Raw genomic sequence first — 20760 nt, 5'->3', positions numbered from 1 at the left:
CCCCGCAGGGGTCAGACCAGGCGGCGTGCGGTCGCCCAGCGGGTCAGCTCATGGCGGTTGGACAGCTGGAGCTTGCGCAGGACCGCCGAGACGTGGGACTCGACCGTCTTCACCGAGATGAACAACTGCTTGGCGATCTCCTTGTAGGCATAGCCACGGGCGATCAGGCGCAGCACCTCACGCTCGCGCTGGGTGAGGCGGTCCAGGTCCTCGTCCACGGGCGGGGCGTCGGTGGAGGCGAAGGCGTCGAGGACGAACCCGGCCAGCCGCGGGGAGAAGACGGCGTCACCCTCCTGCACACGAAAGATCGAGTCGACCAGGTCGGCACCGGTGATGGTCTTGGTGACATAACCGCGGGCGCCACCGCGGATCACGCCGATCACGTCCTCCGCCGCGTCCGACACCGACAGCGCGAGGAAGCGCACGGGTCGCTCGGCGTCGGCCGTCAACGCCGCGCACCGGCGCAGTACTTCGACACCGCCGCCGCCCGGCAGGTGGACGTCGAGAAGGACGACCTCGGGCCGGGTCGCGGTGATGACCGTGACCGCCTGGTCGACGTCCGCGGCCTCGCCGACCACCTCGACGCCGGTCTCGGCGGTCTGGCCGATCTCGGCCTGGACGCCGGTGCGGAACATCCGGTGGTCGTCCACGAGCACCACCCGGACGTGCCGCCCGCCCGCGCCGCCGTCGGCGGGCCGGCCGGACTCGGCCGCCTCCGCCGCCGCTGCCGCCGTGCCGTTCGCCTCGGTCGCGTCGCTCATGACGTCTTCTCCGCCCTCTCCATCTCCAGTTCGACCTCCGTGCCGCCGCCCGGCACCGCCCGCAGCCGGGCCGTGCCGCCGTTGCGCTCCATGCGGCCGATGATCGATTCTCTGACGCCCATGCGGTCGGCGGGTATCGAGTCGAGGTCGAAGCCCGGGCCGCGGTCGCGCACGGACACGAAGACCGTCTTTCCCTCGACTTCGGCATAGACCTGTACGGCACCGCCCTCGCCACCGTACTTGGCGGCGTTCACCATCGCCTCGCGCGCGGCCTGCATCTGCGCCCCGGTCTTGTCGTCCAACGGGCAGTCGCCGACGACGACGACCTCGATGGGCACGCCGTGCTTGTCCTCCACCTCTGCGGCGTTGCGCCGCACCGCCTCCGCGACCGTGCCCGGCTCGTCGGCCTCGTCCTTGCCGGTGCCCTCCGGCTTGTACAGCCAGGTGCGCAGGTCGCGCTCCTGGGCGCGGGCGAGGCGGCGCACCTCGCTCGCATTGTCGGCGTTGCGCTGGATCAGGGTGAGGGTGTGCAGCACGGAGTCGTGGACGTGGGCGGCGACCTCGGCCCGCTCCTGGGCGCGGATACGCATCAGGCGTTCCTCGGACAGATCCTGTGTCATGCGGACCAGGTAGGGGCCGGCGAGGAGGGTGATGCCGACGAGGACGGCGAGCGCCGCCTGGAGGACCGCGCCGAGGTGGGCGGCCGAGCCCTGCAGCCAGAAGACGGCGGAGACACCGGCCGTGACGAGCAGGACACCGGCGGCCGCGCGCACCAGGGTGAGGGTGCGGCGCCGTCGGCCGACCTCGACCCAGCGGGCCCGGCGGGCGTTGTCCGCCTGCCGCCAGACCAGGGCGACACCGGCCGCGACGAGGACGGTGGGCAGCAGGTACGCCTTGGCCGCGCTGCCCACGTTGACGCTGCCCACGAAGACCAGGGACACGATGACCATGAGGAGCAGTGCGACGATCTGTCCCCGGTCCGGCTTGCGGGCCACCAGTCTGCGGCGGCCGTCCGGCGAGGTCTCGGTGCCGACCAGCGTCGGCGGCTTCTGGTCGCCGACGCCGCCGACGCCGAGGGGGACGAAGAACCAGAAGGCCGCGTACAGCAGCGCACCGAGTCCGTCGGCCATGAACAGGCCGACGAAGACGAGCCGCACCCAGATGACGGGCAGCCCGAGATGCCCGGCGAGGCCCCGCGCCACTCCGCCGAGCCAGCGTCCGTCGCTGCTGCGGTAGAGCTTGCGCGGCGGCCGCGGGTCGTCGAGTGGCAGGCTTGCGGCTTCCGGCATGGCAACGATGGTCACACGGTCGGCGGGGCAGGGCATCAGGGTCGGCCCCGGAGACGCCCCTGATCTTCGGCAGGGTCGGCTCGGGGAGCACCGGACAAGGCGGTCGGCTGCCACTCGAACGCTTCCCCGCACCGTCTCAGGGCCGATCTCAGGGTTCGCCCAGGGTCGTCCCGACTGCCGTCGTGGCAGCCGGGCCGTCACCATGGACGCATGACGGATCACGAGCACGCCGCGACGGGTCCGGGACCCGGCACCGGCCCGCGCCCGGCCCCGGGCACCGGACCGACGGATGCCGCGCCCGCCGCGACGGGGAAGACGGGAGCGGCCGACACGAACACAGGCGCCGGCAGGCACACCGGCGCCGGCACCCAGACCGGCGGACACACCGCCGCCGGTACCGGGAGGGGCGCCGACAACAGCACCGGCGCCCCCGAGCCGGAGCATGAGCGGGAGCAGGAGACCGCCGAGGTCCCCGCCCCGTTCCGGCGCGACCGCCGGCACAAGATGATCGCGGGCGTGTGCGCGGGTCTCGGCCGGAAGACCGACATGGACCCGGTGATCTTCCGCATCACCCTGGCCGTGCTGGCGGCGACCGGCGGCATCGGCCTCATCTTCTACGGCTTCGCCTGGCTCCTGGTGCCGTACGAGGACGACGAGGAGAACGAGGTCCGCAAGCTGCTGACCGGCCGGGTCGACGGCCAGGCGCTGGCCGCCGTGCTGTTCGCCCTGGTCGGCTGCGGGATTCTCCTGACCATGCTGAGAAACGGCGGGGTGCTGACCTTCGCCGTGGTGCTCTCCCTGCTGCTCGCGGGCGCCGGGTACTGGTCGCGCCGCCGTGGCGCCTCCGACCCCGACCCGCTCGCGGCCCAGGCCGCCGCCGACGCCCCGCCGGAGGCCCAGGCGCCGCCCGTCGTCACCTTCTACCCGTCCTGGTGGCGGGACCCCATCGTCAAGGACGGCACCCATGTCGGCGGCACCGGCTATCTGTGGGGTCCCAGCGACACCCGCGAGCGGGACCTCACCGCGGACCTCGACGTCGCTGTCGCCACCCCCTGGGCCCACCACGCCCCCGTACGGCCGCCGCACGCCGCCCCTCCCAGACCCCGCGGCCCGCGCTGGATCGGCGGCCTGCTGTTCCTGCTCGCCCTGCCGGCGGGCGGCCTCGGCACGGGGCTGACCTGGGACACGCACCCGCTGGGCACCAGCCTGCAGACCGGCCTGGCCTGCGCGCTGGCGGTGTTCGGCCTGGGCATCGCGGTCAGCGCGTTCCTCGGCCGTACGGGCGCGGGGACGGTGTTCCTGGCGGTCGTCACGGCGGTGCTGCTCGCCGGGGCGTCGGCCCTGCCGAAGGACATCACCACGCACTGGCGGGACATGTCCTGGAAGCCCGCCGCGACGGCACAGGTGCGGTCCGCCTACGAGCTGGGCACGGGGCGGGGCACGCTGGACCTGACCCTGGTCCGTCCGGCCAAGGGCCAGAAGGTCGCCACGAGCGCCCATGTGGGCGCGGGACAACTGAAGGTGGTCGTGCCGGCGGACGCGACCGTGCGGATAAGCATCGATGTGGGAGTGGGCGACATCCGGTTGCCCGGGGACAACAGGAAGGACGTGGACGTGCAGCCGGACAGGCACAAGGACGTGACACTGGCGCCGGCCAAGGGTGCCGAGGACTCCGGCAGGCTGGACCTCACGCTCGAGGTCGGTGCGGGACAGGTGGAGGTCAGCCGTGCTGCGTCATGAGTTCCAGCCCGGGAAGCTGGTCGCCGGGCTCTTCCTGACCGCCACCGGTGCCGTCTACGCCGGGGACGCGGGCGGCCTGTGGGAGACGCCGTGGTTCGTGGTCGTCCCGCTGGTCGTGGGCGGCCTGTGCCTGGCCGGCGCCACGGCCGCCCTGACCCGCCGGATACGCGGACGAGGCGGCGCCGAGGGCGGCTACTGAATCCGGATGGCGGCTACCGAATCCGGTGCGGCGAGTCCGGGACGTTCACCCGGCCGGGACGTTCACCCGGCCGGGACGTTCACCCGGCGCTGGGCGCCACTCCTCAGTAGCCGTAGCCGCCGGACCGCTGTCGGCGCCGGGCGCGCCAAGCCGCGTCCACGGAGAAGTAGGGGGTGCCGGCGAGGATCAGGGGCAGCCAGGCCATCAGGTAGGCGAGGTCGTTGCCGAAGTAGTAGGGGGTCGTCGCCCAGCTGACCGTCAGCCACAGGCTGAGCGAGATCAGCGCGCCGCCGAGCGCGGCCAGCCGGCCGAACAGTCCGAGCAGGGTGCCGATGCCGATGGCCAGCTCGCCGAGGGCGATGGCGTAGCCGAAGCCGACCGGGCTCTTGAGGGCCAGGTCGATCAGGGCCGGGACGGCGGAGGAGGCACGTGCCGCGCGCATGGTCTCGCCGATCGATCCGACGCCCCCGGACTTCATGAAGGCGCTGTCGGTGAGCTTGTCCAGGCCGGCGTAGACGAAGGTGACGCCGAGGAAGATGCGCAGCGGCAGCAGGGCGTAGTGGGCGGCGGTGTCCCGCAGGCCGCGGCGGCCCTCGAGCCGGGGGGTGGGTGTTTCCGTCCGAATGCCGTGTGTCATCGCTGCCATCCGCCTCTCGCCCGACATGCCGCCCCCCGTCTGACGATACGTATGACGAGAGTGGCCCGTTCAATCCTCTCCCGGTTGATTTTCCGGATTTCGGCTCTTCGCGTGTACGGCGGGGGTGGATGCGACGATCTCGAAACGGCCGAAGCCGCACGGCCAGTCGTGGTCCAACCGGTCCAGGGACGTGTCGGTGGAGCAGCAAGGGGTGGAGATGTCGAGGGTGGGCAGGTCCGAGACCGGTTCCAGGACCAGAGCCGCGGCGCGGTCGTCGGCGTCGGCGTCGGCGTCGGCGTCGGCGGCCCGCTGTCCGTGCGGATCGGCCGGTATCACCGGCAGGACGCCCTCGCTCATCGGTCCGCCGCTCCCCCGCCTCTCCGGTCATCCGCTCCTTGGTCATCCGCTCCTTGGTCGTTCACCCCGTCGTGGTTGCCCCCGTCGTGGTTCACCCCGTGGTGGTTCACTCCGTCACCTCGACGATGCAGCGGTTGGTGGCCACCCCGGCCGCGGTCACCACCTGGACCTCCACCGAGCCGGGCTCGACATCGGCCGGTACGGGCACGGTCAGGACGGTGTCCGTGGGGTTGCGGAAGCCGCCCGCGACGGGGACGAGCGGTACATGGACGTCGACCGCGCCGATGCGGACGACCATGCGCGAGAGCCGGTCGGCGCTCTGCGCGCCGGGCGGGACGAAGCCGGTGCCGCGGATCTCGATGTCGTCGCCGGTGCGGATCGGCCCGTCCAGGTCGCCGGGTTCGCGGGCGCGGACCACGGAGAGGATGGCCGGGCGGCCGCCCTCGGCGTACTTGCCGGCCAGGTAGGTCGCGGCCGAGATCAGCACGATCATGCCCAGGCCCCAGGGCAGGTCGGGCAGCTGGTCGGGGCGGCGGGCGAGCCGTACGGCGGCGAACAGCAGGGCGACGGCGCTGATGACGACGTACTGGATGTCGGCGAAGGTGCCCCGGCCGGAGTCGTCGGTGAGCAGGTCGGCGGCGCGCGGCCGGTGGGCCGGCACCTTCTGCAGCCGCTGGGCGAGGATGCGCAGGCCCACCACCCGGCGCACCAGGACGGCGATGCCGCACACCACGCAGAGGACGGTCACCACGCCCGCGCCGCGCGCGAGGTCCAGCCCCGCGATCAGCGCGTCGCGTTCGGCATGGTCGGAGGCGGCGGCCAGCCGGGCGGCCAGCAGCAGGATCGCGTAGGCGACGAACAGCACCCAGCAGGCGGCCACCGTACGGGAGGTGGACATCCGGTTGTCCTCGCCGATCACCGGCGCGACTGCCCCGCCGCGGACCCGGTGGAGCCGGCAGGCGGCCGTCAGCGCCCCGGCGACGACCAGCGCGGCGAGCAGGGCGGCGGTGCGGGCGTCGGTCCAGCCCGGGCCGATCGCGGTGAGCGCCTCGCCGAGCAGCAGGACGGCGATCGCGCCCCACACCACGCACACCGTCCGCAGCCACAGCCGGGCGAGCCATGCCTCGCCCTCCGCGCGGCCGCGTTCGGCGACGGCCTCCGCGCGCTGGGTCAGCTCCTCCGAGACCCACTGGCGGGACGCCGAGGCCGAGTGCGCCACCGCGGCCGGCAGGCCCTGCCCGGCCGCGAGCTCGTCGCGCCGGCGCAGGAACGCGGCGACGGCCCTCCGGTGCCCCTCCCGGGCGCCGTGCGGGCAGTCCCCGCAGGTGCAGCCGCCCTCGTGGATCCCGCCGGGGCCCGTGCCCCCTCTCGCTTCCTGCACCGCCACGCCCGACGCCCGCCTTCCCCACGAACTTCCGGCACGGCCGCCGACACCCGCGACGGGGCCGCGCAACTCCCCTGTGACGAGAGCGAATTGTGCCCCAACCCAGGACCTCCGGGTGCGCCGGACCGGGTCACCGCGGGTGACGCACGCGCCGCAGTGTTGACCCGGCTGCGAGAATTCCCGCATGGCCGAGATCATCCAGCGGGACGGGACCTGGGCCTTCGACGGCAGCACGATCCGGATCACCCCGGGGCTGCACCGTTCCGTGGCGCTGTTCCGGCAGACCTACGGGGAGATCTCCGTACCCCTGGAAGCGGTCGCGGGCGTCGTCCACGAGCCCGAGCGGAGGCGTGGCCGGCTGCGGATGCGGCTGCGCGAGGGCGCCGATCCGCTGCTGCAGGCCACGGGCGGCCGGCTGCCGGACAGCGCCGACCCCTACCGGCTGACGGTGGACGCGGACCGCTCGGGGGTCGCGGAGTATGTCGCCGAGGAGATCCGGCACGCGCTGTTTCTCGAGGAGGTCCCCAAGGGGCCCACGACCGCCTATCTGCTGCCGGGGCCCCCGGTGCCGGTGTCGGTGCGGTCCTCCGACGGCACGGTCTCCTTCGACGGCTCCCAGGTGCGCATCGACTGGGCCGACACCTCCGACCGGGTCAAGCGCGCGACGGGCCCGCGGATCATCGGCCTCGGCGACCTGGTGCAGGTGGAGTGGCTGCCCAACTCCGGCCGCGAGGACGGCTTCCTGCGGTTCGTGACCCCGGAGACGGTGTTCTCCGAGCTGCCGCCCGAGCGGGACCCCTACACCCTGGACCTGTGGGGCAGCGTGCGGCGCGATCTGCTGACCGCGCTGGTCGCGGCGGCCGTCACCGCCGGCTGCCGCATCCCTCCACCCGCACGGGCGGCGCGTTGGACGGCCGGGACCGGCGGCGGGCCGTCGTACCGGCGCAGGCGGGCCACCACGACGTGTTGCTGCGCCGGCTGCGGGAGCTGGGGGAGCTGCACCGGGAGGGCGTGCTCACCGACGAGGAGTTCACGATGACGAAGGCGGCCGTGCTCAGAGGGTTCAGCTGAGCAGGTCGGGTTCGCTGCGGCTGATGTCCTTCCACAGGGGCTGGTAGTTGATCCAGGCCACCAGGTCGCCGCCGAGCTGTTCGCGGGTGGCGACGGCCTGTTTGTGGTCGATGAGCACCGGACGTCCGGCCGCCCGGGCCATGAGCTGCACCTGGCAGGACCGTTCCATGGACAGGAACCACCAGGCGGCAGCGTCCACGGAGTCGCCGACGGTCAGCAGCCCGTGGTTGCGCAGCACGAGCGCCTTGCGGGAGCCGAGGGCGTTCGCGATCCGGCGGCCCTCCTCGGCGTCGACGGTGACACCGCTGTAGGCGGCGTAGAGCGCCACGTCCTCGTAGAAGGCGCAGCTCTCCTGGGTGATGGGGTCGATCAGCTCGCCGAGGGCGGCGACGGCACGGCCGTGCACGGCGTGGCAGTGGGCGACGGCGACGACGTCCGGGCGAGCGGCGTGGACCTGGGCGTGCACGGTGAACGCGGCCTGGTTGACGTGGTAGCGGCCCTCGATGACCTGCCCGTCCTGGTTGGCGAGGACGAGATCGCTGACGGTGACGTGCTTGAACGGCATGCCGAACGGGTTGACCCAGAAGCAGTCGGTGAATTCGGGGTCGCGGGCGGTGATGTGCCCGGACACCCCGTCCTCGAAGCCGCTGCGCCCGAAGATCCGCAGGGCGCCGGCGAGCCGCTCCTTGCGGTGCCGGCGTTCGTCCTCGACCGAGTCGTGCATCGGCGGCATGGCGAACTGCAGCTGGTCGGTGGGCAGCGGCAGGGGCGGGGTGGGCCCGTGCATAGGTCCTCCAGCGTGGGGGATTGCGGTACGGGCCGGAAGTTACCGCCGGTCAGCGCAAAAGGGCAGAGCACGAGGGAGGAGCAGTTCTGTGAAGTTGACGACCGCGTCGCACAGGCAGCGAATACACGACAGAGGCTGTCTGGATTGGCCGCGAGACTGGCGCGTATGAACTGGGCAGACTTCACCATCGCCGCACCGGAACTGGCGGCGATCGCCGAGAAGCGTTTCGGCGCCTACCGGCACCATGTCCTCGCGACCCTGCGCAAGGACGGCTCCCCCCGCACCACCGGCCTGGAGGTCCGCTTCCTGGGCGGAGAGCTGTGGCTCGGCATGATGCCGGACTCCCTCAAGGCCCTCGATCTGCTGCGCGACCCCCGTTTCGCGCTCCAGGCCAACCCGGGTACCGACGTGGGCAGCGGGGACGTCCGGATCAGCGGGCGGGCGTGCGAGGTCGTCGACGCGGCCGTGAAGGGGGCGTACGTCGAAGAGGTGGAACCGCCGCAGCCGTTCCACCTCTTCCGCACCGAGCTGACGGAGGTCGTACGGACCTACGTCGAGGACGAGAAGTACCTGGTCGTCCAGGTCTGGAAGCCCGGCGAGCCGGTGCGCACGCTCCGCCGGACCTGAGCCTCACCGAGCGAGGCTCACTCCCACTCGATGGTGCCCGGCGGCTTCGACGTCACGTCGAGCACGACCCGGTTGACGTCCCGGACCTCGTTGGTGATCCGGGTCGAGATACGGGCGAGGACGTCGTACGGCAGCCGGGACCAGTCGGCGGTCATGGCGTCCTCGGAGGAGACCGGGCGCAGGACGATCGGGTGGCCGTAGGTCCGGCCGTCGCCCTGGACGCCGACCGAGCGGACGTCCGCGAGCAGGACCACCGGGCACTGCCAGATGTCACGGTCCAGGCCGGCCGCGCTCAGCTCCTCGCGGGCGATGGCGTCGGCCTCGCGCAGCAGGTCCAGGCGCTCCTTGGTGACCTCGCCGACGATACGGATGCCGAGACCCGGGCCCGGGAACGGCTGGCGCTGGACGATCTCCTCCGGCAGGCCCAGCTCCTGGCCGACCATGCGGACCTCGTCCTTGAACAGCTTGCGCAGCGGTTCGATCAGCTTGAACTCGAGGTCCTCGGGCAGGCCGCCGACGTTGTGGTGCGACTTGATGTTGGCGGTGCCGGTGCCGCCGCCGGACTCCACGACGTCCGGGTACAGGGTGCCCTGGACCAGGAACTCCACGGCCGGGCCCTCGTCGGCGATGATCTCGGCCTGCGCCTGCTCGAAGACGCGGATGAACTCACGGCCGATGATCTTGCGCTTCTCCTCGGGGTCGGAGACCCCCTTCAGAGCGGTGAGGAAGCGCTCCTCGGCGTCGACGACCTTCAGCTGTACGCCGGTGGCCGCGACGAAGTCCTTCTCGACCTGCTCGGTCTCGCCCTTGCGCATCAGGCCGTGGTCCACGTAGACGCAGGTCAGCTGGGAGCCGATGGCCTTCTGGACGAGGGCGGCCGCGACGGCGGAGTCCACACCGCCGGACAGACCGCAGATCGCGCGCTTGTCGCCGACCAGCTCGCGGATCGCGGCGACCTGCTCCTCGATCACGTTGCCGGTGGTCCAGTTCGGCTCCAGGCCGGCACCGCGGTACAGGAAGTGCTCCAGCACCTGCTGGCCGTACGTGGAGTGCATGACCTCGGGGTGGTACTGGACGCCGTAGAGCTTCTTCACGTCGTTCTCGAACGCGGCGACCGGTACGACGTCGGTGGACGCGGTGACCGAGAAGCCCTCGGGAGCGGCGGAGCAGGCGTCGCCGTGCGACATCCACACGTGCTGCTCGTCCGGGGTGCCCTCGAAGAGGGTGGAGGACGTGCGGGAGACGTGCAGGTCGGTACGGCCGTACTCGCGGGCGCCGGTGTTGTCGACGGTGCCGCCGAGGCTCTGCGCCATCAGCTGGAAGCCGTAGCACATGCCGAAGACGGGGACGCCGGCCTCGAAGATCTCGCGGTCGAGGGTGGGGGCACCCTCCTCGTACACCGACGAGGGGCCTCCGGAGAGGATGATCGCCGCGGGGTTCTTGGCGAGCATCTCCTGAACCGGCATGGTGCTCGGCACGATCTCGCTGTAGACCCGCGCCTCGCGGACGCGACGGGCGATGAGCTGGGCGTACTGCGCGCCGAAGTCGACGACCAGGACGGTGTCGGGCGTGGCGGCAGACTGAGTCGCTGATGACACGGGGTGCCTTCCGGCGGTTTGGGCGGGGGTCTGTGCTTCCGATTCTAACGGGGTGCGGGGGGACAGCTCCCGTCACCGGGCCCTCCGCCCCGGCCCCCAGGTTTCAGCCCCCTGGCGGCCGTCTCGGCCGGCCGGAGAGGCGCCGTGGCATACTGGTCCCATGCTCACGCACTCGACCTTCGTCTTTACCTATGGCATCCGGCCCGCCGGCTGCCATGGTCGTGCTGCTTGAGCGAAACGCCAAGCGACTTCCCAGGCGCCCCGGGCCGACAAGGCCCGGGGCGCCTGTCGTTTTCCGGGTTCTGTCGTTCCAGGGCATCCACTTTTCCGAAGCAAGGAGCCCGACGTGACCACCACCACCCCGGAAGCGGCCATCGCCGACGCCCGTGAGCGCATCGACGCGCTCGACGACCGAATCATCGGCCTTGTCCAGGAGCGGATGGCCGTCTCCGACGTCGTCCAGCAGACCCGGATCGCCGCCGGCGGCCGGCGGGTGAACCTGTCCCGCGAGATGGAGATCCTCGGCCGCTACCGCGACGCCCTCGGCAAGCCCGGCACCGCCCTCGCCATGACCCTGCTGGAGCTGTGCCGGGGTCGCGCCTGAGTTCGGTCCCGTTCTCACCCGTACGGCGCGTGACCGCCTCGCGCACCGCTTCGTTGAGGTGGGTGTCCGTGCCAGCCAGGGGCGGGCCCGACAGACCACGCGTGGCTTGCTGGAGCGATGAGGCGTACGGGTCGTGCCGTACGCCGTGGGACCTCGCTCCAGGGAAGTGACCGGACGGCAGGGGACAGCAGCCCGGTCACCCAAGAGAACGGTCGGCTCCGGGGACGCCCGGGGCCGGCCGGCGGAACATCGCGGATAGGCACCGATGCCGGGCCGAGCGGTTGCGGATGACGTGTTCATCCAGCACGACGCGCACCAGTCCCATGTCCCGGCACGGACAACGGCATCGGGTGCACCGACCGACCGCCAGAGGTCGAGACCGTCCGCCACGAGGCACACGAACAAGCGGCGCACCCCCCCGGCGCCGCCCCCGGCACCGGCGCCGCCCTGACGTCGGTGCTGACGGGGAGAAGGGCCCCGCGGTCGCTCCGTTCCGCGGGGCCCTTCGTCATGCCCGCCCGTTCGCCGCGCACGCGACGTGACCGCCTCGGTGTGACCCATCCCACATGAAGAACCGGCGCGGCCGGGGCAACCCTTCCAGCCTTTCGCTGATCAAACCTGCCAGATCCAAAAGACGGTGAGAGGGACCTGCCTTCGGAGGGGGATGCAGGTCCCTCTTTGCCGTCCGCGCCCTTGCCGCCCGCGCCCTTGCGGCCCGCGCTGCCCCTCTTTCCGGCTCTTCCGGGCTACTTCTTCGGAGGTACGGCCGGCATGCCGAGGAACGGCAGCCGCAGCGCCCCGAACGCCTCCGCCGGGACCACCGGGGACTGCGGTTCCACCGGCTTCAGCCGCTCGTACGCCGCACCCGGCGCAGGCCGCGGGTCCTCCTCGCCCTTGTTCGGCCAGAAGGACATCGCCCGCTCGGCCTGCGCGGTGATTGTCAGCGAGGGGTTCACGCCCAGGTTCGCCGAGACCGCCGCGCCGTCCACGACCGAGATACCGGGGTGGCCGTACAGCCGGTGGTACGGGTCGATCACGCCCGTCTCGGCGGAGTCGCCGATGGGGCAGCCGCCGAGGAAGTGCGCGGTGAGCGGGGTGCCCATCAGCTCGCCGACGTTGCTGCCCGCGAAGCCGTTGATCTCGGCGGCGAGCGCGGAGGCGGCCTGGGTGGCGGCCTTGATCTGCTTGGGGTTCGGGGAGCCGTGTCCCTGGCGCGCGGTCAGCAGGCCCTTGCCGAGACCGCCGGGCTTCAGGTACGTCGTCAGGGAGTTGTCCAGCGACTGCATCACCAGGCCGATGATGGTCCGCTCCGACCAGCGCCGGTTGGACAGGGAGCGGGCGACCAGCAGGGGGTGCCGGGCCGCGTTCGCCAGCCAGGCCAGCACGCGGGAGGAGCCCTCGGCGTACGGCACCTGGAGGATCGACAGGCCGCCCATGGAGTTGGAGCCCTTGCCGTAGCGGACGGGTTCGATGTGGGTGCTCTCGTCGGGGTGGATCGAGGACGTGATGGCGACGCCCCGTGTGAAGTCGGCCTTCGGCTCGCCGGTCGCCTTGCGGTAGCGGCGGTTGTCGGTCTGCGCGCCGACCAGCGCCTCGGAGTTGGTGCGGGTCAGATCACCCAGCCGGTCCGACAGGTAGGGCAGCCGACCGCCCGCCTTCATGCGGTGCAGCAGTGTCTGGGTGCCGTAGGTGCCGGCCGCGAGGACGACCTTGCGCGCGGTGAAGACCCGGCCCTCGCCCTTCTTCTTCCGGTCCGTCGGCAGGGTGGCCACCGCGTACCCGCCGCGCGAGTCGTCCGTGACGGACACGACCGTCGTCATGGGGTGGACCACCGCGCCCGCCTTCTCGGCGAGGTGGAGGTAGTTCTCGTTGAGGGTGTTCTTCGCGCCGTGCCGGCAGCCGGTCATGCACTCACCGCATTCGGTGCACGCGTTCCTCGCGGGGCCGGCACCGCCGAAGTACGGGTCCGCCACCCGCTCCCCCGGCTTCGCCCGCGCCGTTCCGTCGGCGTCCTTGCCGTCGCCGAAGAACACGCCGACCGGCGCGAGGTGGAAGGTGTCGCCGACGCCCATCCGCTGTGCCGCCGCCTTCAGGTGCACGTCGGAGGGGGTCATGGTGGGGTTGAGCCGTACGCCGAGCATGCGCTGGGCCTGGTCGTAGTACGGCTTCAGCTCCTCCTGCCAGTCGGTGATGTCCTTCCACTGCGGGTCGTCGAAGAAGGCCTTCGGCGGTACGTAGAGGGTGTTGGCGTAGTTCAGCGAACCGCCGCCGACGCCGGCGCCGGCCAGCACCATGACGTTGCCCAGCAGGTGGATGCGCTGGATGCCGTACATGCCGAGTCGGGGGGCCCAGAGGTAGTTCTTCAGGTCCCAGGAGTTCTTCGGAAGGCTGTCGCGGGTGAAGCGGCGGCCGGCTTCCAGGACGCCTACCTTGTATCCCTTTTCGGTGAGGCGCAGGGCCGACACCGAGCCGCCGAAGCCGGAGCCGACGATGAGGACGTCGTAGTCGTAAGCGTCCTGGGGCACGGGGGTCTCCTCGTTGGGTTTCGCGTGCGGGCCGTCTGTGGTCGATCGCGCCCGGGCGGCGGAGCCGCACATCGATGCGGCCCCGCGCCCCTCGGGTGGGTCACCTGAACCGGAATGCCTTCATCAGGCGGAGACTGGTGCTCATGAAGGCCGCGTACTTCTCGTCCGTCATGCCCAGGGACGGCGCCATCGGCAGCAGGCGCTGCTGGGCGACGGTCTGGGCCTCGGTGTACTTGAGGATGCCCTCGGAGCCGTGGCGGCGGCCGAGGCCGGAGTCCTTCATGCCGCCCATCGGGGACTGGACGCTGCCGTAGGCCGGCGCGTAGCCCTCGTTGACGTTGACGGTGCCGGTGCGCAGGCGGGAGGCGAGGTCCAGGCCGCGGCGGGCGTTCTTCGTCCACACGGACGCGTTCAGGCCGTACGGCGTGGCGTTGGCGCGCTCGACGGCTTCGTCCTCGTGCGTGAAGCGGTAGATCGAGACGACCGGGCCGAAGGTCTCCTCCTCGCACACGGCCATGGAGTCCTCGACGCCGTCCAGGATGGTGGGCTCGAAGAAGTAGGGGCCGATGTCGGGGCGGGCCGTCCCGCCCGCGATCACCTTCGCGCCCTTGGCGACGGCCTCCTGGACATGGCGTTCGACGGTCGTGAGCTGGCGTTCCCCGACCAGCGAGCCCATGTCGGCGCCGTAGGCGAGGGAGTTGCCGAGCCGCATGGCCTTGGTGCGGGCGGCGAAGCGCTCCAGGAAGGCGTCGGCGATCGACTCGTGGACGTACAGCCGCTCGATGGAGATGCAGAGTTGGCCGGCCGAGGAGAAGCAGGCGCGCACGGCGCCGGCGGCGGCCTTCTCGATGTCGGCGTCGTCCAGCACCAGCATGGCGTTCTTGCCGCCGAGCTCGAGGGAGACACCGACCAGGCGGGCGGCCGCGCCCTGGGCGACCTCGCGGCCGGTGCGGGTGGAGCCGGTGAACGAGACGTAGTCGGCGTGCTTGACCAACTCCGGGCCGACGACGGGACCTTCGCCGAGGACGACCTGGAAGACCCCCTCGGGGAGCCCGGCCTCGATGAGCAGGTCGCGGGCCCACAGGGCGGTGAGGCAGGTCTCGGTGTCCGGCTTCATCACCACCGCGTTGCCGGCGACGAAGGCGGGCAGCGCGTCGCCGACGGACAGCTCCAGCGGGTAGTTCCAGGGGGCGATCTGGCCCACGACACCGCGCGGATGGCGCAGTTCGACGGTCTTGGTGAGGGTCGGCACGGCACCGGCGTGCCGCTTCGGGCGCAGGTAGGCGGCGGCCCGGCGGCCGTAGTGGCGGGCCGCGACGGCGACGGCCTGCACCTCCTCGTGCGCGTGCAGCCGGGCCTTGCCGGTCTCCAACTGCACGAGGTCGAGGACCTCGGCCTGCCGCTCCAGGAGCAGGTCGTGGAACCCGAGCAGGACGGCGGCCCGCTGCCGTACCGGGACCTTCGCCCACACGGCCTGCGCGGTACGGGCCGCCTCGAAGGCCCGCCGCACGTCCTCGGGGGTGGACTCGGGCAGGTCGGCCAGCTTCTCACCGGTGAACGGGGTGTGGTTGGCGGTGCGGCCGGAGCCGACGACACCCTTGGTGAGCTGGGCCACCAGTTCCGGGGTGACCACGTCGGCGGCGGTGCGGGCCCCTTCGGGGGCGGGCGCGAGGGGGTTGGTACCGGCGATGTCCGGGGCCTGCGTGTCCGTCATGACGCGCAGGGTATGCCGGTGGGGAAGCTTTGTGTACCCGTCGGTAACGGGGATTCACCGACTGCTCACATGCCGCCAGTGATCACTGGCAGTGAATGTACTGATCAGGGCGTTGGCGCGTCGGCGGGCAGGGCGATCATCCGTCTCCCGGTTTTTTCGCGAGGAGCATGCTGAGAGCGGTGAGCGGGGTCCGGCGGCGCCCGTCGGCGGACGGGGCGGGGGCTGGTGGGGCGGAGGCCGGTGGAGCGGAGGCCGGTGGAGCGGGTGCCGGTGCGGGTGCCACGGTCACGGGCCGAGCCTCCGGCCTCGGCCCCGGCCTCGCCTCTTGCTCCCGCTTCCGCCCCGGCTCCGGCTCTAGCTCCCGCTCCAACTCCCGCTCCTGCGCCCGCTCCCGCTCCGTCCCCGGTGCCGTGTCCCGTACCGGCGTCGGGCCCAGGTATGCGCGCAGTGCCGCGTCGACCTCCTCCGCGTCGGGCCGCGCCTCGGGCTCGTCGGCGCGCAGCCGGTCCAGCAGCGGGCCGAGCGGGCCGGGGGCCGTGTCCCCGAGGGCCGCGCGGAGCAGCGCGCCGAGGGACCACAGGTCGGAGGCCGGGCCGGCGCCGGGTCCCGCCGCCCGCTCCGGGGCCACGAACCCGGCGGGCGCGTCCCCCGCGTGCCCGTCGCCGATCCCGAAGTCCGTGAGGACGACCCGCCCGGTGCCCGATTCCAGCAGGACGTTGGCCGGCTTGACGTCCCGGTGCACGATGCCGACGGCGTGGGCGGCGCGCAGGGCGCCGAGTACGGCGAGTCCGATGCGGGCGGCCTCGGCGGGGGGAAGGGGCCCGCGTCGGAGGGCCTCGTGCAGGGACTCGCCCACCACCAACTCCATGACGATCCACGGGATTCCGGCCTCGGTGACGACGTCGTACACCGAGACGGCGGAGGGATGCCGCACGCGGGTGGCGGCGCGGGCCTCCCGGTACAGGCGGTGCGCGATGCGCCGGCTCTCCTCGTCGTCGGCCGGATCGCCGGGCAGCAGCGGCTCCTTGACGGCGACCGGGGCCTCCCCCTGTTCGTCCCGGGCGCGCCAGACGGTCCCGGCCGGGCCGGTGCCCAGGCGTCCGGTCAGCCGGTAGCGGCCGCCGATCAGACGTCCGTCGGGCGGGTGTTCGCCGTCTTCAGTCATGTCACATGAGTACCGTGCGCACCACGCCGTTGTCGAAGCGGGCGGTCAGGCGGCACACCGGTGCACGGTGAAGCCGTCCCGCGCCTTCCGCACCTCCACGGCGCCGGCCCCGGCGAAGTGGGCCGGGACGACCAACGCCCGTTCCGCGGAGGCTTTTTCCAGCTCGCCCAGCCGGGTGACGGCCGCTCGGCGCGGGTCGGCGCAGGAGCAGCTGCTGTGCTCGGGCCGCAGGATCCGCACCGGGCTGTGCGGCAGGTCGCCGACGAACACCGCGCGTTCGCCTCGGGACCCTGGCCGGCCGTCCTGAACGACCCGGTGACGACGGCCGCGCTGCGCGCCCTGCACTCCGATCCGGCGGCCCCCTGGACGGCCGGCCGTCCGGTCGCCGAGGCGGGCGTCTCCCGCGCCACCCTCGCCCGCCGCTTCGCCTCCCTGGTCGGCCGTCCGCCGATGGCGGACCTGACCTGGTGGCGGCTGACCCTGGCGGCGACCCGGCTGCGTGACTCCGACGCCCCGCTCGCGACAGTGGCCCGGGTGACGGGGTACGGCAGCCCGTACGCGCTCTCGCACGCGGTCAGCCGGGAGTTCGGGATCACGCCGGGCCGATACCGCGACCTCAGGGCTTCGTGATCTCCAGGTTCGCGATCGCCGCCTTCGCCACCTCCCGGCCGCGGGCGGTGAAGTCGCCCCGGGCCGGGTAGCCGACGGCCAGCTCGTACATGTCGCCGGACGTGGTGCGGTAGTAGAAGATCCGCAGTTCGCGGGGGCGCTTGCGCAGGTCGTCGGTCTGATAGGTGACGGTGTTCTGGGCGGCCTGCCGGCCGTGGTACGTGGCCTGCGCGTCCGGGACCGTCTTCGTGGCCTCGTCCATGCCGAGTTCGTAGTCGCCCTGGCTCTTGAACTTCTCGTTGTCGTCGTACATCTGGGACCGCGCGCTGGATCTGATCCGGTTCAGGTCGTCCTCCGACTTCCGGTCCAGGTGCAGACGGACCCAGATGTCGCCGCTCCAGTCCCCGTACGTCACCCAGTTCTTGTCGCTGTCCGTCTTCTCGGGCCGGGCGACCTGGTAGTGCGCGGGGACGGCGAGGGTGACGCCCAGTCCGGTCTGCTGCCGTTTCGCCCAGCCGTCGGGGAGCGGGCCCGCGAAGGGGTCGGCGAGGACGAGGTACCCGGTCACGGCCGCCGCGACGACCACGGCACCCGCGCCGAGCCACGCCGCACGGCGCGGGCGGCGGGAGGGGCTGGGCACCGGCGCGGCCCGGGTCGGCACCGGGGGCGCCGGGGGCTTCGCCGCCTCCTCGAGCAGGGCACGGACCCGATCCACGGCCGGCCGGTGCGCGGGATCCTTCTGGAGCAGCCCGTTGATGACCTCCGCCAGCGGGCCCGAGGCGGACGCGGGCGGGGCCGGGGTGGCGTTGAGGACGGACTGGAGGGTCGCCGGGGTGTTGCTGCGGCGGAACGGCGAGACGCCCTCGGTGGCCGTGTAGAGGACCACGCCCAGGGACCACAGGTCGCTCGCCGGGCCGGGCCGCTGCCCCAGCACCCGTTCCGGCGCGATGTACTCGGGCGAGCCGACGAAGCCGCCGGTGTCCGTGAGCCGTGTGTCGCCCTCGATCTGGGCGATCCCGAAGTCCGTCAGGACCACCCGGTCGTACCGGCCGAGCAGGACGTTGTCGGGCTTGACGTCACGGTGCAGGACACCCGCCGTGTGCGCCGCCTCCAGCGCGCCGAGCACCTCAAGGCCGATCCGGGCCGCCTCGCGCGCGCCCAGGGTGCCCTCCCCCAGCGCGTCGCCGAGGCTGCGGCCGTGCACCAGCTCCATCACGATCCACGGCCGGCCGTCGACCACCGCGACGTCGTACACGTTCACCACCGCCGGGTGGTCGAGGCGGGCCGCCGCGCGGGCTTCGCGGCGCATCCGCTCGAAGGCGTTGGCGCGTTCCCGTTCGGGAAGGTGGTCCGGTACACGGGGCTCCTTGACGGCGACCTCGCGGTCCATCATCTCGTCCTTGGCCCGCCATACGGTGCCCATCCCGCCGTGGCCCAGCTTGCCGAGCAGCCGGTACCGGCCCGCGACGAGCCGCTCGCCGCCCGCGCCCTGGGCGGGCACCGCCGGGGCCGGCGCCGCGTGGGCCTGCGGCTGCGGCCCGGCGAGCGGGCGCGCCATCGGGTACGCGTCGGGCCGCGGCTGCGGCCTCGGCGGTTGCAGAACAAAACTCGTCGTGTCGTCGGTCCCGTGACCGGTTCCCCCGTCATCGTTCATGCGTCATCCATATCGCGCCGCCGCCGCCCGGAGCCACCGCGCACACGAACCGGTCACACACCCGTGACCCGGTGACGAGCGACCGGGCGTCCGCGACTCCGGGACTCCGGGACTCCGGGCGCCCGCCACTCCGGGACTCCGGGACTCCAGGCGCCCGCCACTCCGGGACTGCGAGACTGTGGGACTCCGCTCAGCCGCCCGGGACCGAAAAGGTGCCGACCGCCACGTCGAAGTACTCCCGGGCCTCCCGTACTTGGCCCACCGGCGCCGACACCCACACGTCGTACAGCCGCCCGGCCTCCTCCCAGCACAGGTCGTAGGTGTGCCGAGGGCCCTCCGCGGCGCTGAAGCCGTCCCAGGTGAACTCCCACAGCGCGGCGGGGCGCCCGTCGTGCGTGGTCGGGGTGACCCGGCCGTCGTGATAACCGGGGTTCGTGGTTGGCCCCTTGGCGGCCGAGCGTTCCATCACACCGGTGGGGCCTCCCGGTTGGGGGTCGGAGACCTTGACGCCGAGCCGGAAGGTCTGCCCCGGCGAGAGGTAGAAGACGCGCTCGCCCTGGAGGCTGCGGGTGAAGTCCTCCGGTACGGCGAGGGAGAAGCCCGCCGGGTCCCGGGCGGTGCGGTAACCCGAGGGTGGCGTGGGCGAGTCGGCGCCGGTCTGGCCGGTGCCTGCCGGGCGTGCCGCGCTGGGGGCCGGGGAGGTGCCGGTGGGCGTCGGGAGCGGTGTGGTGGCGGTCGGTGGCGCGCTCGTGCTCGTGCCGGTCCGGGGTGCCGGGGTCGTCGCCGCCGTCCCGCCCGGGGTGCCGCCGCCCCCGTCCCCGTCGCCGTGCAGCAGCAGCGCCGCGGCCGACACACCGGCGCCGGCCAGCGCGGCGACGAGCAGGGCGGCGACCAGCACCCCGCGCGGGGACGGCCGGGCGGGGGCCGGCGCCGACGGCCGGGGCGCGGCGGACGGGAGCGGGCCGCTGGACGGGACGTCCTGCCGGGTCGGTGTGTAGGGCGCCGGGTCCTCGGGCGGCCGGCTGCCGGGCACCGCGGACCTGGAGGTGTGGCCCCCGGCCGTCCCGGATCTGTGCGTGCGGCCGCCGCCGAGCCAGGGGATGCGTGCGTTGCCGTGCGCGCCCGCCGTACCGGGACCGTCCGGCGCGGCCGGTGTGCGGCCCGTCTCCAGGTAGGTGCGCAGCATCCGCTCGGCGTCCGCCGCGCCCAGCCTGCGGTCGGGGTCGCGCTCCAGCAGCCCCCGTACGACGGGCAGCAGCGGCCCGGCCTGGGCGGGTGGACGGATGTCGTCGGCGACGACGGCGTGCAGGATGCCGCCCAGCGAGTCGCGCCGGAACGGTGACTCGCCGCTGAGCGCCGTACACAGCAGCGCCCCCAGCGACCACAGGTCGGACTCCGGCCCGGTGCGCAGCCCGGACATCCGCTCCGGCGCGGTGTACTCGGGCGAGCCGACGAAGGAACCGGTCTCGGTGAGCGTGGTGGCGCCCGCTACCTGCGCGATCCCGAAGTCGGTGAGCACGACGCGGTCGGTGCCGGACTCGATCAGGACGTTCGCGGGCTTGATGTCGCGGTGCAGTACCCCCGCCTCGTGCGCGGTGCCCACCGCGCTCAGCAGGGCGATGCCGATCCGCGCGGCCTCGGCGGCGTCGACCGGGCCCTGCCGGGCGATCCGGTCGGCGAGCGACCCGCCGTCCACCAGCTCCATGACCAGGTACGGCCGTTCGTCATGCTCGACCACGTCGTGCACGACGATGATGTGCGGGTGCCGCAGCTGGGCGACCGCGCGGGCCTCGCGGAAGGTACGGTCGCGGCGGCGGCGCGTGTCGTCCTCCGGGAGCGAGTCGTCCGGGAGGAGTTCCTTGACCGCCACATGGCGGCCCAGCACCTGGTCGCTCGCCCGCCATACGACGCCCATGCCGCCGCGCCCGATGCGTGCCTCCAGGCGGTAACGGCCCGCGATCACCCGGAAGTCGGCGCCCTCGGTCCCCATGAGGCCCATCATGCCGCACCGGACCCATCCGCTCCGGGGCGCCGATCGG

Annotated in this window: 17 protein-coding genes and 2 pseudogenes; 6 read left to right on the top strand and 13 right to left on the bottom strand. The window is 72.9% G+C overall.

Features of this window, described 5'->3' with window-relative positions:
* Positions 1-11: 11 nt before the first annotated feature.
* The gene (locus tag ACGFRF_RS13275) at positions 12-761 is read right to left on the bottom strand and encodes a LuxR C-terminal-related transcriptional regulator (protein WP_393739197.1); all 750 of its coding nucleotides are present in this window, start codon (positions 759-761) and stop codon (positions 12-14) included.
* Complete coding sequence (locus tag ACGFRF_RS13270) at positions 758-2050, bottom strand: PspC domain-containing protein (protein ID WP_393739195.1); 1293 nt, start codon at positions 2048-2050, stop codon at positions 758-760. The genes ACGFRF_RS13275 and ACGFRF_RS13270 overlap by 4 nt, the downstream gene beginning before the upstream one ends.
* A 210-nt stretch (positions 2051-2260) precedes the next feature.
* Here ACGFRF_RS13270 and ACGFRF_RS13265 point away from each other — a divergent pair, with 210 nt between their 5' ends.
* Together ACGFRF_RS13265 and ACGFRF_RS13260 are read left to right on the top strand one after the other, a co-directional pair.
* Positions 2261-3790 carry a PspC domain-containing protein gene (locus ACGFRF_RS13265; RefSeq protein WP_393739193.1) on the top strand — a complete coding sequence of 510 codons (1530 nt, stop codon included), beginning with the start codon at positions 2261-2263 and terminating at the stop codon, positions 3788-3790.
* Positions 3777-3989 (top strand): hypothetical protein, encoded by a 213-nt coding sequence (locus ACGFRF_RS13260; RefSeq protein ID WP_393739191.1) that lies wholly within the window; start codon positions 3777-3779, stop codon positions 3987-3989. Before ACGFRF_RS13265 ends, ACGFRF_RS13260 begins: the two co-directional genes overlap by 14 nt.
* 103 nt (positions 3990-4092) lie before the next feature.
* Here ACGFRF_RS13260 and ACGFRF_RS13255 read toward each other — a convergent pair whose 3' ends face one another.
* The 3 genes from ACGFRF_RS13255 to ACGFRF_RS13245 form a co-directional block, all read right to left on the bottom strand.
* Positions 4093-4626, bottom strand: a complete 534-nt coding sequence (locus tag ACGFRF_RS13255) for a DoxX family protein (protein WP_393739189.1) — start codon at positions 4624-4626, stop codon at positions 4093-4095.
* A gap of 69 nt (positions 4627-4695) precedes the next feature.
* Positions 4696-4983 (bottom strand): hypothetical protein, encoded by a 288-nt coding sequence (locus tag ACGFRF_RS13250; RefSeq protein ID WP_393739187.1) that lies wholly within the window; start codon positions 4981-4983, stop codon positions 4696-4698.
* 106 nt (positions 4984-5089) lie between these two features.
* Complete coding sequence (locus ACGFRF_RS13245; RefSeq protein WP_393739185.1) at positions 5090-6370, bottom strand: hypothetical protein; 1281 nt, start codon at positions 6368-6370, stop codon at positions 5090-5092.
* Positions 6371-6551: 181 nt separating this feature from the next.
* Between ACGFRF_RS13245 and ACGFRF_RS13240 the strand changes: the two are divergent.
* Positions 6552-7438 (top strand): annotated as a pseudogene (locus ACGFRF_RS13240) (DUF4429 domain-containing protein).
* Here the strand turns inward: ACGFRF_RS13240 and ACGFRF_RS13235 are convergent.
* On the bottom strand, positions 7431-8225 hold the full coding sequence (locus tag ACGFRF_RS13235) for a class II aldolase/adducin family protein (protein ID WP_393739183.1): 795 nt from the start codon (positions 8223-8225) through the stop codon (positions 7431-7433). The pseudogene ACGFRF_RS13240 and the gene ACGFRF_RS13235 overlap by 8 nt on opposite strands.
* A 165-nt stretch (positions 8226-8390) precedes the next feature.
* On the opposite strand from ACGFRF_RS13235, the gene ACGFRF_RS13230 reads away from it, so the two are divergent.
* Positions 8391-8852, top strand: a complete 462-nt coding sequence (locus ACGFRF_RS13230; protein ID WP_393739181.1) for a pyridoxamine 5'-phosphate oxidase family protein — start codon at positions 8391-8393, stop codon at positions 8850-8852.
* A 17-nt stretch (positions 8853-8869) separates the two neighbouring features.
* Here the strand turns inward: ACGFRF_RS13230 and guaA are convergent, their stop codons facing one another.
* Entirely contained in the window at positions 8870-10450 is a 1581-nt protein-coding gene (guaA, locus tag ACGFRF_RS13225) for a glutamine-hydrolyzing GMP synthase (RefSeq protein WP_393739179.1), read from the bottom strand.
* 346 nt (positions 10451-10796) lie between these two features.
* On the opposite strand from guaA, the gene ACGFRF_RS13220 reads away from it, so the two are divergent.
* The gene (locus ACGFRF_RS13220) at positions 10797-11054 is read left to right on the top strand and encodes a chorismate mutase (protein WP_393739177.1); all 258 of its coding nucleotides are present in this window, start codon (positions 10797-10799) and stop codon (positions 11052-11054) included.
* A 746-nt stretch (positions 11055-11800) separates the two neighbouring features.
* Here ACGFRF_RS13220 and ACGFRF_RS13215 read toward each other — a convergent pair.
* The 4 genes from ACGFRF_RS13215 to ACGFRF_RS13200 form a co-directional block, all read right to left on the bottom strand.
* Positions 11801-13579 (bottom strand): GMC family oxidoreductase N-terminal domain-containing protein, encoded by a 1779-nt coding sequence (locus ACGFRF_RS13215; protein WP_393739175.1) that lies wholly within the window; start codon positions 13577-13579, stop codon positions 11801-11803.
* 100 nt (positions 13580-13679) lie between these two features.
* Positions 13680-15293, bottom strand: coding sequence for a succinic semialdehyde dehydrogenase (locus ACGFRF_RS13210; protein ID WP_393739173.1), 1614 nt, complete (start codon positions 15291-15293; stop codon positions 13680-13682).
* Between the two features lie 136 nt (positions 15294-15429).
* Entirely contained in the window at positions 15430-16458 is a 1029-nt protein-coding gene (locus ACGFRF_RS13205; RefSeq protein ID WP_393739171.1) for a serine/threonine-protein kinase, read from the bottom strand.
* Between the two features lie 45 nt (positions 16459-16503).
* Positions 16504-16728, bottom strand: coding sequence for a hypothetical protein (locus tag ACGFRF_RS13200; protein ID WP_393739169.1), 225 nt, complete (start codon positions 16726-16728; stop codon positions 16504-16506).
* A 15-nt stretch (positions 16729-16743) separates the two neighbouring features.
* Here ACGFRF_RS13200 and ACGFRF_RS13195 point away from each other — a divergent pair.
* Positions 16744-17088, top strand: a pseudogene (locus tag ACGFRF_RS13195) (helix-turn-helix transcriptional regulator); the annotation flags it as partial.
* Here ACGFRF_RS13195 and ACGFRF_RS13190 read toward each other — a convergent pair.
* Together ACGFRF_RS13190 and ACGFRF_RS13185 are read right to left on the bottom strand one after the other, a co-directional pair.
* The gene (locus ACGFRF_RS13190) at positions 17075-18721 is read right to left on the bottom strand and encodes a serine/threonine-protein kinase (protein WP_393739167.1); all 1647 of its coding nucleotides are present in this window, start codon (positions 18719-18721) and stop codon (positions 17075-17077) included. The pseudogene ACGFRF_RS13195 and the gene ACGFRF_RS13190 overlap by 14 nt on opposite strands.
* A gap of 190 nt (positions 18722-18911) precedes the next feature.
* Positions 18912-20711, bottom strand: a complete 1800-nt coding sequence (locus ACGFRF_RS13185) for a serine/threonine-protein kinase (protein ID WP_393739166.1) — start codon at positions 20709-20711, stop codon at positions 18912-18914.
* Positions 20712-20760: the final 49 nt, after the last annotated feature.

It is taken from the genome of Streptomyces sp. NPDC048521 (assembly GCF_043199855.1).
Classification (GTDB): Bacteria; Actinomycetota; Actinomycetes; order Streptomycetales; family Streptomycetaceae; genus Streptomyces.
The sequence above is the reverse complement of the archived record's forward strand: the minus strand, read 5'-3'. Positions and strand labels throughout refer to the sequence as shown.